Source organism: Rhizobium lentis (genome assembly GCF_014200175.1).
Taxonomy (GTDB): domain Bacteria; phylum Pseudomonadota; class Alphaproteobacteria; order Rhizobiales; family Rhizobiaceae; genus Rhizobium; species Rhizobium mulingense.
Window position 1 is genome coordinate 347,033 of the sequence record NZ_JACHBD010000003.1, and the last position, 15,582, is coordinate 362,614.

The 15,582-nt window shown below is 61.3% G+C and carries 20 protein-coding genes; 14 read left to right on the forward strand and 6 right to left on the reverse strand.

All coding sequences use genetic code 11. The features are described 5' to 3' along the window. The first annotated feature begins 231 nt into the window (after positions 1–231). The gene (locus GGI60_RS09830; RefSeq protein WP_183915194.1) at positions 232–564 is read left to right on the forward strand and encodes a hypothetical protein; all 333 of its coding nucleotides are present in this window, start codon (positions 232–234) and stop codon (positions 562–564) included. On the opposite strand, the gene GGI60_RS31925 is transcribed toward GGI60_RS09830, so the two are convergent. Beyond that, positions 515–760 carry a hypothetical protein gene (locus GGI60_RS31925; RefSeq protein WP_246720352.1) on the reverse strand — a complete coding sequence of 82 codons (246 nt, stop codon included), beginning with the start codon at positions 758–760 and terminating at the stop codon, positions 515–517. The two genes, GGI60_RS09830 and GGI60_RS31925, sit on opposite strands and share 50 nt — an antisense overlap. 89 nt (positions 761–849) lie before the next feature. Here GGI60_RS31925 and GGI60_RS09835 point away from each other — a divergent pair, with 89 nt between their 5' ends. Further along, complete coding sequence (locus tag GGI60_RS09835) at positions 850–1,716, forward strand: LysR family transcriptional regulator (RefSeq protein ID WP_183915196.1); 867 nt, start codon at positions 850–852, stop codon at positions 1,714–1,716. Positions 1,717–1,767: 51 nt separating this feature from the next. Here the strand turns inward: GGI60_RS09835 and GGI60_RS09840 are convergent, their stop codons facing one another. Next, positions 1,768–2,214 carry a host attachment protein gene (locus GGI60_RS09840; protein WP_183915198.1) on the reverse strand — a complete coding sequence of 149 codons (447 nt, stop codon included), beginning with the start codon at positions 2,212–2,214 and terminating at the stop codon, positions 1,768–1,770. Positions 2,215–2,652: 438 nt separating this feature from the next. On the opposite strand from GGI60_RS09840, the gene GGI60_RS09845 reads away from it, so the two are divergent. Together GGI60_RS09845 and GGI60_RS09850 are read left to right on the forward strand one after the other, a co-directional pair. Next, positions 2,653–3,084, forward strand: a complete 432-nt coding sequence (locus tag GGI60_RS09845) for a PilZ domain-containing protein (protein ID WP_183915200.1) — start codon at positions 2,653–2,655, stop codon at positions 3,082–3,084. 72 nt (positions 3,085–3,156) lie between these two features. After that, positions 3,157–4,269, forward strand: a complete 1,113-nt coding sequence (locus tag GGI60_RS09850; protein ID WP_183915202.1) for a pyridoxal phosphate-dependent aminotransferase — start codon at positions 3,157–3,159, stop codon at positions 4,267–4,269. 179 nt (positions 4,270–4,448) lie between these two features. Here the strand turns inward: GGI60_RS09850 and GGI60_RS09855 are convergent, their stop codons facing one another. Then, positions 4,449–4,715, reverse strand: a complete 267-nt coding sequence (locus GGI60_RS09855; RefSeq protein WP_038687885.1) for an SEL1-like repeat protein — start codon at positions 4,713–4,715, stop codon at positions 4,449–4,451. Between the two features lie 445 nt (positions 4,716–5,160). On the opposite strand from GGI60_RS09855, the gene GGI60_RS09860 reads away from it, so the two are divergent. The 3 genes from GGI60_RS09860 to GGI60_RS09870 all read left to right on the forward strand — a co-directional run bounded on the left by GGI60_RS09860 (position 5,161) and on the right by GGI60_RS09870 (position 7,483). Continuing rightward, the gene (locus GGI60_RS09860; RefSeq protein WP_183915204.1) at positions 5,161–5,499 is read left to right on the forward strand and encodes a DUF2147 domain-containing protein; all 339 of its coding nucleotides are present in this window, start codon (positions 5,161–5,163) and stop codon (positions 5,497–5,499) included. Positions 5,500–5,714: 215 nt separating this feature from the next. Then, positions 5,715–5,894, forward strand: coding sequence for a hypothetical protein (locus GGI60_RS09865; RefSeq protein WP_183915206.1), 180 nt, complete (start codon positions 5,715–5,717; stop codon positions 5,892–5,894). 86 nt (positions 5,895–5,980) lie between these two features. Next, entirely contained in the window at positions 5,981–7,483 is a 1,503-nt protein-coding gene (locus GGI60_RS09870; protein ID WP_183915208.1) for an AMP nucleosidase, read from the forward strand. A 120-nt stretch (positions 7,484–7,603) separates the two neighbouring features. On the opposite strand, the gene GGI60_RS09875 is transcribed toward GGI60_RS09870, so the two are convergent. Both GGI60_RS09875 and GGI60_RS09880 read right to left on the reverse strand, forming a co-directional pair. Next, on the reverse strand, positions 7,604–7,819 hold the full coding sequence (locus GGI60_RS09875; protein WP_183915210.1) for a hypothetical protein: 216 nt from the start codon (positions 7,817–7,819) through the stop codon (positions 7,604–7,606). Beyond that, positions 7,806–7,946, reverse strand: a complete 141-nt coding sequence (locus tag GGI60_RS09880; RefSeq protein WP_170964980.1) for a hypothetical protein — start codon at positions 7,944–7,946, stop codon at positions 7,806–7,808. The genes GGI60_RS09875 and GGI60_RS09880 overlap by 14 nt, the downstream gene beginning before the upstream one ends. Positions 7,947–7,973: 27 nt before the next feature. Between GGI60_RS09880 and GGI60_RS09885 the strand changes: the two genes are divergently transcribed. From GGI60_RS09885 to GGI60_RS09900, 4 genes are read left to right on the forward strand one after another with little or no spacing between them, the layout of a single operon-like run. Next, a complete protein-coding gene (locus tag GGI60_RS09885; protein ID WP_183915212.1) occupies positions 7,974–8,333 on the forward strand; it encodes a YciI family protein in 360 nt (119 codons plus the stop codon). A 10-nt stretch (positions 8,334–8,343) separates the two neighbouring features. Then, positions 8,344–8,703 carry a YciI family protein gene (locus tag GGI60_RS09890; protein ID WP_183915214.1) on the forward strand — a complete coding sequence of 120 codons (360 nt, stop codon included), beginning with the start codon at positions 8,344–8,346 and terminating at the stop codon, positions 8,701–8,703. Positions 8,704–8,706: 3 nt separating this feature from the next. After that, positions 8,707–9,066 (forward strand): YciI family protein, encoded by a 360-nt coding sequence (locus GGI60_RS09895; protein WP_183915216.1) that lies wholly within the window; start codon positions 8,707–8,709, stop codon positions 9,064–9,066. An 8-nt stretch (positions 9,067–9,074) separates the two neighbouring features. Next, positions 9,075–10,316 carry an RNA polymerase sigma factor gene (locus GGI60_RS09900; protein ID WP_183915218.1) on the forward strand — a complete coding sequence of 414 codons (1,242 nt, stop codon included), beginning with the start codon at positions 9,075–9,077 and terminating at the stop codon, positions 10,314–10,316. Here GGI60_RS09900 and GGI60_RS09905 read toward each other — a convergent pair. Continuing rightward, the gene (locus tag GGI60_RS09905) at positions 10,284–11,246 is read right to left on the reverse strand and encodes a lysylphosphatidylglycerol synthase domain-containing protein (RefSeq protein WP_183915220.1); all 963 of its coding nucleotides are present in this window, start codon (positions 11,244–11,246) and stop codon (positions 10,284–10,286) included. The two genes, GGI60_RS09900 and GGI60_RS09905, sit on opposite strands and share 33 nt — an antisense overlap. Positions 11,247–11,425: 179 nt before the next feature. Here GGI60_RS09905 and GGI60_RS09910 point away from each other — a divergent pair, with 179 nt between their 5' ends. The 3 genes from GGI60_RS09910 to GGI60_RS09920 all read left to right on the forward strand — a co-directional run bounded on the left by GGI60_RS09910 (position 11,426) and on the right by GGI60_RS09920 (position 15,582). Then, complete coding sequence (locus tag GGI60_RS09910; protein ID WP_183915222.1) at positions 11,426–12,919, forward strand: glycosyltransferase family 39 protein; 1,494 nt, start codon at positions 11,426–11,428, stop codon at positions 12,917–12,919. 134 nt (positions 12,920–13,053) lie between these two features. Continuing rightward, entirely contained in the window at positions 13,054–14,070 is a 1,017-nt protein-coding gene (locus GGI60_RS09915) for a glycosyltransferase family 2 protein (protein ID WP_183915224.1), read from the forward strand. Positions 14,071–14,082: 12 nt separating this feature from the next. Beyond that, positions 14,083–15,582 (forward strand): glycosyltransferase family 39 protein, encoded by a 1,500-nt coding sequence (locus GGI60_RS09920; protein WP_183915226.1) that lies wholly within the window; start codon positions 14,083–14,085, stop codon positions 15,580–15,582.

The following is a 15,582-nucleotide window of genomic DNA, read 5'->3' on the forward strand; positions in this document are numbered from 1 at the left end:
GAGCGGCCGGTGCCTCGAACCGGGAGTTTGTATGCGCGAATGCCGCCGACATGTCAAGGATGGCCGATATGCACCGGGAATGAACAAATTTGGAGCAACACTGCCAGAAATCGATGCGATTTTCCGGCAATCTCCCAAGAAGACTTCAAACTTAACGATGTTCTTCAGCAGCTATCAGTAATCTCGTGTTAATTTTCTCATATGATAGCGGAGGCTAAAAGGGCCTTTCAGATGCACCTCGACACAGAACACCCCAAGCCGGAACGTGCTTACAGGGAATTCAACCTCGGCAGGCCCGGCAACATCATCTTCGTCGGCCATCACCTCAGCACCGGAACGCAGGTGCGGTGCCTGATTCGGACGATCACGCTGGCCGGCGCGGTACTCGAGGTCAGCCCGGGCCTGGAGATGCCGAGCCATTTCTTTCTTGAAATCCTCGGCATTCACGACGAGATCGGCGCCACCATGGTCAAGCGCGAAGGCGAATTGGTGACGGTCAGCTTCAACATGCTGCTCAATCCGGAATTCCTGCACCACGTGCTGCGACTGAGCTTCGAAACCTGAAGCTTCTTTCAATCCGTGCCTTATCGCGGCGTGGCCTCGTCTCGCCTCTTCTTGAGGAGAGATACGCGATGATCGGGATGATCCAGAGAAGTCCGCGCCATTCCGGGCCATCGAGCGGATCGGCCATGGGATCGCGGCGCATGCGGCGTTTGCGAGTTTCGACTTCCTCGAAGAGAACGACCCAGTTGAGAAGCATTGCCTATCCTCCATCTATTGCTGGAGCACTTGAGCTAGGCCTTCACGCGCTGGCTATGTAGAGGCGCCGGGGAAAGGGGGTTTTCATCCATGAAAGATGCGAGCTGGGACGATCTGCAACTCTTCTTCCATGTTGCGACCGGCGGCGGGCTTTCGGCGGCGGCAACACGCACCGGCCTCAGCGCGCCGACGATCGGCCGGCGCATGCTGGCGCTCGAACGGGTGACCGGGCGGTCGCTGTTCAGCCGTGGGCCCACCGGTTACCTTCTGGCCAAGGACGGTCAGGAGCTCCTCGATCGCGTCCGGCGAATGCAGGATGCGGCGCAGGCGATCTCAGACTGGCGCGACGAGGTGCTGATGCTGCCGATCGTCTCGACGGCCGCCGACAGCTGGACCCTGCGCTTCATTGCCGACCATCTGGCCGGCGTCTGGACGCCGAAGGACAGTTTCCGCATGTGCTACAAGACGTGTGATGCGAGCGTCGACTTCACCTATCGCGAGGCGCATATCGCCATTCGCCATAGCCGGCCGGACAGCGGCAACGTCGCGATCCGCCGTTCGGTCAAAGTCGCCCATGCCGCTTACCAGGCGGCCGACTTTGCGCAGACCAATTGCAACTGGATTTCGCTTGGCACCGACACCGCGATTACCCCGGCGGACAAATGGACGTTCGAACAGCCGGATTATTGGATCACCAGCTGGACGAACACGCCGCATATGCTCTTTTACCTGATCCGGGGCGGAGCCGGCCGCGGCGTACTGCCCTGTTTCATCGGCGATCAGGAGCGCAAGCTCGTGCGCGCCGGGCCTGTCATCGACGATCTGACCTACGACATGTGGATCGTCGCGCATGACGATGAGCGGCAACGGCCGGAGGTCAGGATCGTCATCGACCGCCTGGGAGCCCTGTTTGCCGACCATGAAGATCTGTTTGCCGGGCAGAGGCCGTCGGAGTGAGGGGAACAAGAAGTGCGCGCCAGCCAGTCCGCGCTCTCTTAATGCCTTTGATCAGGCGGCGAGATGTCGCTCGATCTCGTCGATCGGCAGATTGGTATAGTCTTTCGCCAATTCCGCCGAAATCGCCGCCTGCGTCTCGGCGCTGAGCGCCGGCCGCAAGGTGCCGAGCGCCTTCGGCGGCGCAATGAGGACGATGCGGTGTGCATCCTTTGCCTGGGTCAGCTCGTCCATTCGTTCCGCCACATGTCTCAGGAATTGAGCTTCGGCCTGCTCCTGCCAGCTGGTCTCTTCGACAGCGCTGCGGCTGAACCCATCGGCGGCATGGCTGCGACCAGGCTTGTCGGCGCCGATCTCGCGATCGGGCTCGTTCGGCTGCGTCAGGGTTTCCAACACCTTGAGGTTCACCAGTTGGGCATCGCCGGCATTCTGCATGATCAGGGCCTTGGCTCCATTGCAGACTACGACCCATGTTTTCCCAGGAATTCTGAAGTCGGTCATCTTCAACTCCTCGCTGTCCTCATCGAAGCGCGCTGTGCTTCATCGATCAAGACAGAACGTCCGGCCGTTGAAAGAGTTCGAGAAATGGCGCCGGAAATCGATTGGAGCGGCGGTCCGGTTTCCAGGCCTCGCTGTTTTCTCGTCTTTCGCCGCCGCGGCGATTTGTGCAGGCGATGTTGTCCGGCAGCTGCGGCGCCGACCGCTGGCCGACGCATATCTCGCCCTCAGAAATCTCGGATGAAACGGGTGTCGGGCTGACGGCCCCGTCCCGATTGTGAACATCGGGGCGTCCCGCTTGGGAACAAAATTGAAAGTCGTTAAAATTGTCCCTTTATATTTGACGAATGCGCAAAACATTCATGTGACCTTGGCCGGAGCAAGATCAGCTTGCACCAGAGCAAGAACCCCAACTGTGCCCTGCCTGACGGAGAATGCAAGATGACTATGCTCCGCGCCACACACCTTGCCACGGTCAAATCCGCCATCTACGACCTGCGCTGGGAAGAATTCCACGTCAAGCGCCCCGCCCGTATCGTCGCCGTCCGGCCGTGCCTCACCGGCGTATCGATGCGAAGCGCCGAGATCATCGATATCTCGCAAGGCGGCGCCACTTTCATCGTGTCGACCACCGCCGGTCTGCCGAAACATTATTATCTCAACATTCTCGGCCTCGCCTATCGGATCGGCTGTGCCGAGGTCTACCGTCGCAAGGAACGCATCGGCGTGCGGTTCATCAACCTGATGGATCCCGAGGTTCTGCGCCGCGTGGTGCGCACCGACTTCCTTGTCGGCAACATGGAAGCGCTCGATGCACGGCGTGCGCCGATGTTCCACCCGCAGGCGTCGCCCATCGGTCAGCTGTTGAAATAATCTGGCTTGCCTTGGCCGTACCCCGGCCTATTGTTGCGTCAACCGTCAACATGTCCGGGAACTAGCCTTCGCATGTCCGCCTTTTCGCGCTTTACGCCCCTCATCAGCGCCCTGCCCTCCACGGTTCCCTTCGTGGGCCCCGAGGCCATCGAGCGCCAGCGCGGACGTGCCGTCTTGGCACGCATCGGCGCCAACGAGAACGGCTTCGGCCCGGCCCCTTCCGTGCTTGCGGCGATAAGCGAGGAGGCGGGCAATATCTGGAAATACAATGACCCGGAAAATTTCACGCTGAGGGAAGCGCTCGGCGCTCATCTCGGCACCTCCTCCGCCAATATCGCCATCGGCGGCGGCATCGACGAGTTGCTTGGCCAGATCGTCCGGCTGGTGATCGAAACCGGCGCGACGGTTGTCACCTCGCTCGGCGCCTATCCGACGTTCAATTTCCATGTCGCCGGCTTCGGCGGCCGGCTGGTGACCGTGCCCTATGTCGATGACCGCGAGGATCTCGACGGGCTGCTCGAGGCCGTCAGGCGCGAGAATGCGCCGCTCGTCTATTTCGCCAATCCCGACAATCCGATGGGAAGCTGGTGGGACGCCGACAGCATCGTCGCTTTCGCCCGGGCACTGCCCGAGACGACGCTGATGGTGCTCGACGAGGCCTATAGCGAGACGGGACCGGCAAATTCGCTGCCGTCGATCGCTTCGCTGATCGATCTGCCGAACATCGTGCGCACCCGCACCTTCTCCAAGGCCTATGGCCTTGCCGGCTCCCGCACCGGGTACGTTATCTCGACGCCCGGCACGGCGCAGGCCTTCGATAAGATCCGTAATCATTTCGGCATGAACCGGCTGGCGACGGCAGCCGCGCTCGCCGCCCTCGAGGACCAGGCCTATCTCACCGAGGTGGTCCGCAGGATCCATGCGGCGCGGGAGCGCATCGGCCGCATCGCCCGGGCAAACGGCCTTGAGCCGCTGCCCTCGGCGACGAATTTCGTGGCGATCGACGCCGGCCGCGACGGCGCTTATGCGCGGGCGATCGTCGACGGGCTGATGGAGCATGGCGTCTTCATCCGCATGCCCGGTGTGGCGCCGCTCAATCGCTGCATCCGCGTCAGCGTCGGGCCGGAGACCGACATGGCGCTGTTCGAGGAAGCGCTGCCGCAGGTGCTGAAGGCGATCGGCTGATCAAGCATGATGCTGAAACATGTGAGCGGTTTTCGTTCGACATCATGCTGATAATTAAACGAAGAACCGCGGCCGGTATCCGGCCGCGGTGCTCTTCTCCCGGCATCGGCGTTTCAAACGCCCCGCCCGCCCCTCTTTCGAGGTTGTTATTTCTGTCGAAGCGCCAGCAGGAGACGGTTTCAGTGAACCGTCATCCATTCGCGGGCAGCGCGCAACGCTTCCACGAGCTGCATCTTGTTCATGGTGGCGGCCACGTCGGCGCGAAGCTCGGCGGCGCGGTCGTTACCCTTGATCGCGGCAATGTTCAGCCATTTGTGGGCAGCGACGAGATCGACGGCGCAGCCGCGGCCGGTCGCATACATCAGACCCATTTCGCAGAAGACATCGGCGCTGTTGTCGCCACCCATGGTGGCCGTTTCAGCATTGTGCATTTCAAAGCGTGCCATCGGTTTTATCCCTGTTAGCCTGTTTATGACTTACCCTGTTTTACCTCCGGACCTTGCCGTCTATTGCGGCTTGCAGCCCTTCAGTTTCGGCGGGTTTGCCCCGCTCGTTTGATGGCTTCACTATGCCGAACCGCCTTCAAAAAACGCCTAAAATCCATGATTAATTTGAGACAAACAAAGTGCAAACACTTGGTAAAATTGGGTTTTTATTAAACATCGGATGCCTTGGAGCTTAAGGGTTTTCGTTCGAATTTTACGAAAGATTCAGATTCGAAAATAAACCGATCGTTCATCATGAAATCAGCAGACGACAGATTTAAGAGCCTCGACCTTTCGCTTTTTTCCAGCTTTCGGCGATCTCCGGCGATAGCGATCACCCTGTATTTACCTTTACGTTCGCGTCAGTTATTTTCGCGGCCGGTCAAAGGACATCAGGGAGGAAAAGATGATCCGCAGCTTCATTCTCGCCGGCGCCATCGCCGTGATCGCGGGTACCGCGCATGCCGAAGAGCCGATCGTTGGCAATTGGAAAACCGCCTCGGGCGAAACGGCGGTGATCGCGGCCTGCGGCGGCAGCTACTGCGTGACGCTAAAAACCGGCAAATACAGCGGTCGGAAGATCGGCAGGCTTGCCGGTACCGGCGGCAGCTACGCCGGCGAGATCACCGATCCGGCCGCCGACAAGACCTATAGCGGCTCGGGCAAGGTTTCCGGCAATTCGCTGCGGATGCAGGGCTGTGTCTTGAAAGTCCTCTGCAAGTCGCAGACCTGGACGCGGCTCTGATGCGATAAGGCCAGCACAGCAAATATCCAAAGCGGCCTAATCATGCCGGCCGAAATGCCGGCATGCCTCGGAGCTTTCTCAGCTCGCCAATCGTCACGACAATTCTTCAACCCTGCCCCGCAAGCTGAACGGTGGATGAACCGGCATCTCAGCACTCGTTCAGCCGTCTCATGGCAAAACTCATGTCATGGTTAGGTTGCGCATCGGGGCATGAGATGAACCTCTACATTCTGGCAAGACGTTTCAGCATCATCACGCTGTTCGCAGCAATCTTCGCGATCACATTTTCGGCGGTCGTTGTGCATGAGGGCGGCGGCGGCACGCAGTCGCATTTCGGTGCGAGCTATACCTGCCTGGAGAGAAACGGGACCTTCTGCGCGCCGACGGTGCGGTGAACGGTACAGACACGGAAGAAGATAAAAAATCGATTTCCGTCGGCGCACGTCGTTTGCTTGTCAAAAACAACTCTCTATAATGCGTCATGAACAAACGAATCTCCCCTTTGTCGCCCCTCGACATTTCCTCTCCGCCCCCTTTCCAGCCGCAGAGCTTCGATGATCCCGCCAAGGCCGTCGACACGCTGACCGAACTCTACGAGCGCAATACGGCCTTCCTGATCGAGAGCTTCACCGAGCTTGCCCAAGGCGCTCCGATCGCCTCGCGCTACCGCGCTTTCTATCCGCAGGTGAGCATCGAGACGACCAGCTTCGGGCATGTCGATTCGCGCCTCTCCTACGGCCACGTCACGGCGCCCGGCATCTACACGACGACGGTCACGCGGCCGAAGCTCTTCAAGCATTACCTGAAGGAGCAGCTGTCGCTGCTGATGAAGAGCCACAATGTTCCAGTGATCGTCTCGGAATCGACGACGCCGATTCCGCTGCACTTCGCCTTTGGCGAGGGCGCGCATGTGGAAGCAGCGACCTCCGCCTTCGTCGACGTCCCGATGCGCGATATCTTCGACACGCCGGACCTCAACACCACCGACGACGAGATCGCCAACGGCGAATATATCCCGCCGCCGGGCGAGCCCTCACCGCTTGCTCCGTTCACCGCCCAGCGTATCGATTATTCGCTCGCCCGGCTGTCGCATTATACGGCGACGCATGCCGAGCATTTCCAGAATTTCGTGCTATTCACGAACTACCAGTTCTATATTGACGAATTCTGCAGCTGGGCGCGCAAGCTGATGGCCGAGGGCGGCGACGGTTATACCGCCTTCGTCGAGCCCGGCAATATCGTCACCCTGCCCGGTTCGAGCGTGCCGGATACGGATGCGACACTTGCCCGCCTGCCGCAGATGCCGGCCTACCATCTGAAAAAGAAGGGCCATGCCGGGATCACCATGATCAATATCGGCGTCGGTCCCTCCAACGCCAAGACGATCACCGACCATGTCGCCGTGTTGCGCCCGCATGCCTGGTTGATGCTCGGCCACTGCGCCGGCCTGCGCAACAGTCAGCGGCTCGGCGATTATGTGCTTGCCCATGCCTATATGCGCGAGGACCATGTGCTCGACGACGACCTGCCGGTCTGGGTGCCGATCCCGGCGCTCGCCGAAGTGCAGGTGGCGCTGGAGGCGGCCGTCGCCGAAATCACCGGCTACGAGGGTTTCGAGTTGAAGCGCATCATGCGCACCGGCACCGTCGGCACGATCGACAACCGCAACTGGGAACTGCGCGACCAACGCGGGCCGGTGCAGCGGCTGTCGCAGGCACGCGCCATAGCGCTCGACATGGAATCGGCAACGATCGCCGCCAACGGGTTCCGCTTCCGCGTGCCTTACGGAACGCTGCTCTGCGTCTCCGACAAGCCGCTGCACGGCGAATTGAAGCTGCCGGGCATGGCTACCGCCTTCTACCGCACGCAGGTCAACCAGCATCTGCAGATCGGCATCCGCGCCGTGCAGAAACTGGCCGCCATGCCGAAGGAAGCCCTGCATTCGCGCAAGCTGCGCAGCTTCTTCGAGACAGCCTTCCAATAGAGATTTCCGTTTCTTCGACGGAAATCTCTTTGTCTTCACGCAATTCCGGCAAAAGCGCTTCGCGCTTTGCCTGGCAAAACCCACCGCGCATTTTTACCGGAATTGCTGTAGGCCGTTTCCTCATCGGCCTGCGACGACAGGCGCTGGGTGCTGCGCAACCACCTGCGGTCGGCCGGCAGCAAGATTCAGCCCTGCTATCAGCAGGGTGAAGGCGACGAAGGTGAAAGCGGTGCGCAGCAGAATCTTCAGCCCATCGCCTTCGTCGAACGCCTGGGGACGCTTGTCATGGCGGCGGGCCCAGATTTGGCTTGCGAGCGCGATTTCAAGAATACTCATTGCCGTTCTCCTCGACAGGTTTCGATGAAGCCTTGTCGAGTGCTGCCTTGCGATTTCGACAGCCGGCGGCGACAAAGATTTTTTCTGCCGCTGTCGAAATGTGTGAAGCTCGATCGTCCAGAGTCATTGAAACATCCCAAGGAGGCTGTCTGCGATGAAATATCTCTGTCAGGTCTGGTTCGACGGCGCGGTGCTCGACGCGATGACGAAAGAGGAGAAGGCCGAGTTCGACGCGAATTCCTTGAACTACGACAAGGACCTTGCCGAAAGCGGCCACATGATCGTCGCCCAGGCGCTGCAGCCGCCGACATCGGCGGTGACCGTGCGGGTGCGCAGCGGTGAAACATCGGTGACGGACGGTCCTTTCGCCGAGACGAAGGAGGCGCTCGGCGGTTTCATCCTGATCGAGGCCAAGGATCTCAACGAAGCGATCCGCATCGCCGCCGGCATCCCGCTTGCGAAGCTCGGTGCGATCGAGGTGCGGCCCATTCATTCCTTCGGAAAAGACGCGTGAGGAGACGGCGATGAAATATCTGTGCCAGGTCTGGTTCGAAACCGCGAAGATCAACGCAATTTCCGCCGAGGAAGGCGAAAAGCTGACGAAGGATTCGATCATCAACGATGATCGGCTGCGCGACAGTGGCCACCTGCTCGTCGCATTGGCGCTGCGCGAGCCGGCCACAGCCGTGACGGTCAGGGTTCGCAGCAACGAAGTGACGGCGACGGACGGCCCTTTCGCCGAGATCAAGGAACATCTCGGCGGCTTCGTGCTGATCGAGGCCAAGGATATGCAGGAAGCAACCGCGATCGCCGCGACCTTTCCCGTGGCGCGTTATGGCGCGATCGAGGTGCGACCGGCCTATTCGATCAAGGAGGAGTGCTGAGCGATGCGCTACATCTGCCTGATCTATAACAGCGCCGACACCGACGGCAGACTGACAGCTGACGAAGGCGTCGACCTCATCAAAGCGCATTTCGCCTTCGACGAGGAACTGCAACGCGACGGCTTCATGATCCATTCGGATGCGCTCGAAATGCCTGACCAGGCGAGCGTGCTGCGGGTTCGAAACAATAGGCTCTCCGTCACCGACGGCCCCTATGTCGAAACGAAGGAGCATCTGGCCGGCTTCTACGTCATCGAGGCGCCTGACATAGCGAAGGCGAAGGAGATCGCCGGGCGAATTCCGTCGGCCCGCTATGGCGCGGTCGAACTGAGACCGGTGCGAACGCTCACCCTCCCGAACTGAGGTGCCCCTTGGAAAGCGTCATCGAGGAGATCTACCGAAGCCAGTCTCGCCGGGTGCTGGCGACGCTGATCCGATTGCTCGGCGATTTCGACCGTGCGGAGGAAGCGCTGCACGATGCCTTTGCAGCGGCCGCACGAACATGGCCGGTCGACGGCATTCCCGACAACCCCTCCGGCTGGCTGGTGTCGACCGGCCGCTTCAAGGCGATTGACGCAATCCGCCGGCGAGCGCGTTTCGATGCCGCGCAGCAGCACATCGAGGACAGCCTCTACAGCGTCGACGCAACGGAGATGGGCGAGATGGAAGCGATCGAGGACGACATGCTGCGGCTGATCTTCACCTGCTGCCACCCTGCGATCCCGGCGGATGCGCAAACGGCGCTGGCGCTGCGGGAAATCTGCGGACTGACCACCGAAGAGATCGCCCATGCCTTCCTCATCCCGGCGCCGACGGTCGCCCAGCGGATCGTGCGCGCCAAAGGCAGGATACGGACCGCGAACATCCCTTATGAAGTGCCGGGCCGCGAGGCGCTACCCGAGCGGCTCGACCGGGTGCTGCATGTCATCTATCTCGTCTTCAACGAAGGCTATTCCGCCTCTTCAGGAGACGCGGTCGTTCGTGCCGACCTGACCGGAGAAGCAATCCGGCTGGCGCGGCTGCTGCTGGCGCTGCTGCCGCATCCTGATGTTTGCGGACTTCTGGCGCTGATGCTGCTGCAGGATTCCCGCCGCAGCGCGCGCAGCAGCGAGGAGGAAGCGCTGGTGCTGCTTGCCGATCAGAACCGCTCGCTCTGGGACCGCGCCAAGATCTTGGAAGGCCTGGCACTCCTGGCCAAGGCAATGCGGACAGACGAGATCAGCACCTATACGGTACAGGCGGCGATCGCCGCCGAACATGCGAAGGTGGCGACCGCCGAGCAAACCGACTGGCCGCGGATTGCCTTCTACTACGACCTGCTTCTGGCGGCCCAGCCCTCGCCGGTCGTCGAGCTCAACCGCGCCGTGGCGATTTCGATGGCCGAGGGGCCGGCAAAGGGGCTGGATCTGATCGATGCCATTCTGGGACGCCAGGAACTGCAGGCCTATCATCTTGCCCATTCGGCCCGTGCCGATTTCCTGCGGCGGCTCGGCCGGAGGGAGGAGGCGATTGCAGCCTACCAGACGGCCTTGTCGCTCTGCCGGCAGGAGCCGGAGCAGGCGTTTCTCCGAAAGCGGATTTCAGCGCTTGCCGCGGCGTCCGAGCGGCAGTGAGATCGCTGTGCCCGTCAGCGCCGAAACGATGATCAGCAGATGGGCATTGACGCTCGCCTGTGCCAGCACGGCGAGTGCCGCCCGCTCGCTCGACGCTCCGAGCGCAATGGCGCCGGCGGTGATGCCGGCCGGATAGGTGCCGACCCCGCCCGGCGCATGCACCGGCAGGACGGAGGAGAGTTCGCCGCCAAGCGCGCCGCCAAAGCTGGCCGCCATGGGAAACACGCCCATCAGGCCGAGCGCCCATGCGAGCACGATCACCTTCACCAGCCAGTTGACGATGGTCATCGCCCAGGCGCGCGCAAAGGCTGCGGCATCGAGCGGCAAGCCGTTTTCGATCTCGACGACCAATCTCTGCGCCTTTGCAGGCAGAAGCCTGGCGGCGACGCGCAACAGCGGCTTGCGCGCGGCGAAGGCTGCGACCGGCAGCAGCAGGAAGGCCGCCCAAAGCGACCATGCGACGAGAGCATCGGCTGCGGCGAGCGCAAAGCCAATGCCGGCGGCCGCCAGCAGAGCATGCAGGTCGAGCAGCCGCATGACTAGGAGTGCCGAGGTCCCGCGCGTCAGCGGAATGCCGAATTCAGTGCGCATCAACAGAGGAAAACTGGTCTCGCCGGTCCGGAAGGGTAGCATGATGTTCAGGAGATTGTGGATCTGCGTGACCCGGAACAGGGTCGCAAACCGGCCCGCGGTCTCCGTCGGAAAATAGTCGTAGATGCGCCAGGTCCGCAGGAAATAGGTACCCGTCAGAGCCACGAGCGCGCCGATCACGGGACCTGCCCCGACATCGGCCCATTGGCTGATGATGACGGGCCACCCCCAGAACCACTGCACGAAGAGCGCATAGGCTGCGACAATTACGACCGTCAGCGCCGTCATGCGATTGCGCATAAACCAGGACTGCTGGCTTTCAACGATCGAACTCTTCATGTAGTAGGCATTCCTCGCTTGGCGTCGGCATGGGCCTCGGTTCCGTCCCCGGCGTTTTAGGAGAAATGAAGGTTGCGCACAACGGCGGAGTTGATGACGGTGACGGGATCGCCTCAAGCCGGCGATCCGCGCGGCGGACCGACAGATGGCGAGGCCTTGCCGGCTTGACTTGGAGATCGATGTTGGAGCGCATTACCAAAAGCATCAAGAGCGCCAGCATTTTTCTGGCAGTCTATTTCCTGCTGAACATCCTGCTCCGCATCTCATTGCCTCATACGCTCGATCTCGACGAGGCAGAGCAATCATTCTACTCGCAATATCTTCTGGCCGGCTACGGCCCACAGCCGCCCTTTTATAACTGGATCCAGTACGCCATTGTCTCGGTGACCGGCATCACGATGTGGGCGCTCTCGGTTCCCAAAAACATCATCCTGTTCGGCTGCTATCTTTTCTACGGTCTGGCTGCCCGCGAGGTGCTGAAGAGCCGTTTGCTCCCGCCCATCGCCATGCTGAGCCTGATCACCCTGCCGCAGGTCGGCCTGATGGCGCAGCGCGAGCTCACCCATACCGTTGCCCTGCTGTTTGCGACCTCGCTCTTCCTCTTCGGCTTTTTCCGGACGCTGCGCCAGCCGACGACCGGCAGTTATCTCATCATCGGCATTGCCACCGGCATCGGTCTCATCTCCAAGTATAATTTCGCCATCCTGCCGTTTGCCGCCTTCGTCGCCGTGCTGCCGGACTGGAAGTGGCGCAACCGCCTGTTCGACTGGCGCCTGCTGCCGGCGGCCGTCATCGCCATTCTGATCGTTCTGCCGCATGCGCTCTGGCTGCCCGATAACCTCGTCAGCGCTTCGGCCCCGACGTTGGAGCGGATGACTGCCGAGCATGAGGCTGCAGCCGGCCTCCCCCGCATCGGACAGGGGCTGTTGTCCCTCGTCATCGCAGTGCTCGGCTTCATCGCGTTGCCGATCGTTCTCATCGCGGCTGCCTTCAGGCGGGATTTCTTCCGTGCGCTCTCTTCGTCCAGTCCGATGATCCGGGTGATCGAGCGGATGATGGTTGTCAGCCTGCTCGCCTTCGCCGGCATCGTCGTCTTTGCCGGCGCGAGCGACATCCATGAACGCTGGCTCGACCCGTGCCTGCTCGTCCTGCTGATCTATCTGTTCCTGAAACTGGAGACAGCAGGTTTCGATCTCTCCGCCGGCCTTGCACGCTTCCGGCCGGTGGTGCCGGTTTTCATGATCGTCATCCTGTCGATCCTGCTGCTACGGATCGTCGCCATTCAATATATCGGCACCTATACGAGAACGAACGTCCCCTTCGCGAACTTCGTGACCGAACTGACCGCGACCCGGAAACCGGTTCTGATCGTGGCGGGGACCAAGTTCGTGGCGGGCAATATGAAGCTGGAGTTTCCCGACGTTCCCGTCGTGATCCCGTTCTTCCCCGGCCCCGGGGTTCCCGAATATGCGGCTGCGAAGGGGCCGGTGCTGGTTGTCTGGCGCGGCGAAACGGCAAACGACCCTACCATTTCCCCCGGCTTCGCCAACGATCTCGTGAAATCGGGTATTCATCTGAAAGAGATAAATACCCTGACGCTGCCCTATCTTTTCGGTGACGGCAAACATACCTTCTCCATAGGCTACTCCTGGGTGAAGGGCGGCGCGCAATAGCGTTGCGGCAGCTGGAGCGAGGGAAACCGGCATTGCCCGCTGGCAACGGGCGGACACTTCATGTAGTAGGCTTCCGCATACGCGCGGTGGCGGCAGTAAGGACTGTCAGGCCGCCGGCCTTTTGGAGATGAAAGTTGCAGACAACGGTAGAGCCCATTCGCGGCACGAATGATCCGGTACAATCGCTCGAGCTGTCGCTGGTCGTGCCCGTTTTCAACGAAGAGGAAAGCGTCGGCCCTCTGGTCGAACGTATCCTTGCAGCGATGTCCCAATATCCTCATCGCTGGGAACTGATCCTCGTCGACGATGGCAGCACGGATGCGACGCTCGTCAACGCCCGCAAATACGTCGGGCGCGAGGGGCTGGCGCTGAGGATCGTAGAGCTGCAGCGCAATTTCGGCCAGACCGCCGCCATGCAGGCCGGCATCGATACCGCCCAGGGCCGGCTGATCGCGACGATGGACGGCGACCTGCAGAATGATCCGAAGGACATTCCTGCGATGGTCTCGGAGCTCGAGCGGCGAGAACTCGACCTCCTGGTCGGCTGGCGCAAGAACCGCAAGGACGGTCTGTTCCTGCGCAAGATACCCTCCTGGTGCGCCAACTACCTGATCGGCCGTATCACCGGCGTCAAGCTGCACGATTACGGCTGCAGCCTGAAGATCTACCGTGCCTCGATCATCAAGCAGGTGAAGCTGATGGGCGAAATGCACCGCTTCATCCCGGCCTGGGTGGCCGGTGTCGTGCCGAGCTCGCGCATCGGCGAAATGGCCGTCACCCACCATGCCCGCGAGCACGGCGTTTCGAAATACGGGATTTCGCGTACCTTCCGCGTCATCCTCGACCTGCTGTCGGTGATGTTCTTCATGCGCTACAAGGCGAGGCCGGGGCATTTCTTCGGCTCGCTGGGTCTCGGTCTCGGCGCCGTCGCCATGCTGATCCTGCTTTACCTTGGCTTCGACAAGTTCATCATGGGCAATGATATCGGCACGCGACCGATGCTGATGGTCGGCGTCGTGCTGCTGCTGTCGTCGGTGCAGATGATCACCACCGGCATTCTGGCGGAAATGATCGCGCGCACTTATTATCGTGACGACGCCTCTCCGAATTATATCGTGCGGCAGATCTTCGACGATCAAAGCCAAGCCTAAGCCGGCAGCACGATGCTGGAACGCGCGACCAGGACGATCGGAATCGCGGGTCTGCTGCTCGCAGCCTATTTCGTGCTGAACGTCGGGCTGCGACTTGCGCTTCCGCATTCGCTGGAGCTGGATGAAGCCGAGCAGTCCTTCTTCTCGCAATATCTGCTGGCGGGCTACGGCCCGCAGCCGCCCTTCTATAACTGGATGCAATATGCCGTCGTTTCGGTGACGGGCATGTCGATCGGCGCGTTGATCGTGCCGAAGAATATCCTGCTCTTCCTATGTTACCTCTTTTATGGCCTTGCCGGGCGCGAAGCACTGAAGGACCAGGCGCTCGCCGCCGTCGGCATGCTGGCGCTGATCACCCTGCCCCAGGTCTCCTACATGGCCCAGCAGGATCTGACCCACACGACGGCGCTGCTCTTCGCCAGTTCCCTGTTCCTCTATGGCTTCTTCCGCACGCTCGACCGGCCAGGCATCGGCAGCTACCTTCTGCTCGGCCTTGCAACGGGCATCGGGCTGATCTCGAAGTACAATTTTGCGCTGATGCCGGCGGTCGCGCTGATTGCCATCCTGCCTGACGCCGAATGGCGGCGCAGGGCGCTCGACTGGCGCATGCTTATCGCAATCGCCGTTGCGCTCATCATCGTCCTGCCGCACGCGATCTGGCTGCAGGGCAATCTCGAATTCGCCTCCTCCGACACTCTGGTCAAGATGGCCGCCGGCAACGAACCCGCCGGCATCGTGCGGATCGGCAAAGGCATTCTCGCCTTTGTCGTCGCCATCCTCGCCTTTGCAGCACTGCCGATCGCAATTTTCGCCGCCGCCTTCCGCCGGGATTTTGTCCTGATGCTTTCATCCGGAAACCGCTGGACCGGGATGATGGAGCGGATGATGCTTGCTAGCCTCGCCGGAATCCTTCTGATCGTGCTGTTCACGGGTTCCACTACGGTGCGCGAGCGCTGGCTCGATCCGTTCCTGCTGGTGCTGCCGATCTACTTTCTGGCAAAGATGAAGGCGGCCGGGCTCGATCTTTCCGCCGGGCTGCGCCGCTTCCGGCCGGTCGTGCCGGTGCTGATGGCCTGTGTGCTGGTCGCGCTCGGCTTCCGTGTGGTCGGCGCCGGGCTGATCGGCACCTATAGCCGACCGAATGTGCCGATGGCCGATCTCGCCCGCGAAATGACCCGGCAGGCCGAACCCGCGCTGGTGATTGCCTCGGATACCTATGTCGCCGGGAATATGCGTCTGCAGCTTCCCCATGTGCCCGTCGTCATCCCCGATTTTCCCGTTGCCGGCATTCCGGCCTACACGACAGCAGGCGGACCGGTGCTGATCGTCTGGCGCGGCAAGAAGACGGCGACGGCGGCGGATGCCGTCATGCCGGAGAGGTTTTCATCGGCGCTGACGGCGGCGGGCATCGCGCCGCAGGAGATCGGCGCCTTGTCGCTTCCCTATTATTTCGGCCGCCAGGGCGATAATTTCGCACTCGGCTATGCCTGGGTTCGGCCGGGGGCCAGATAG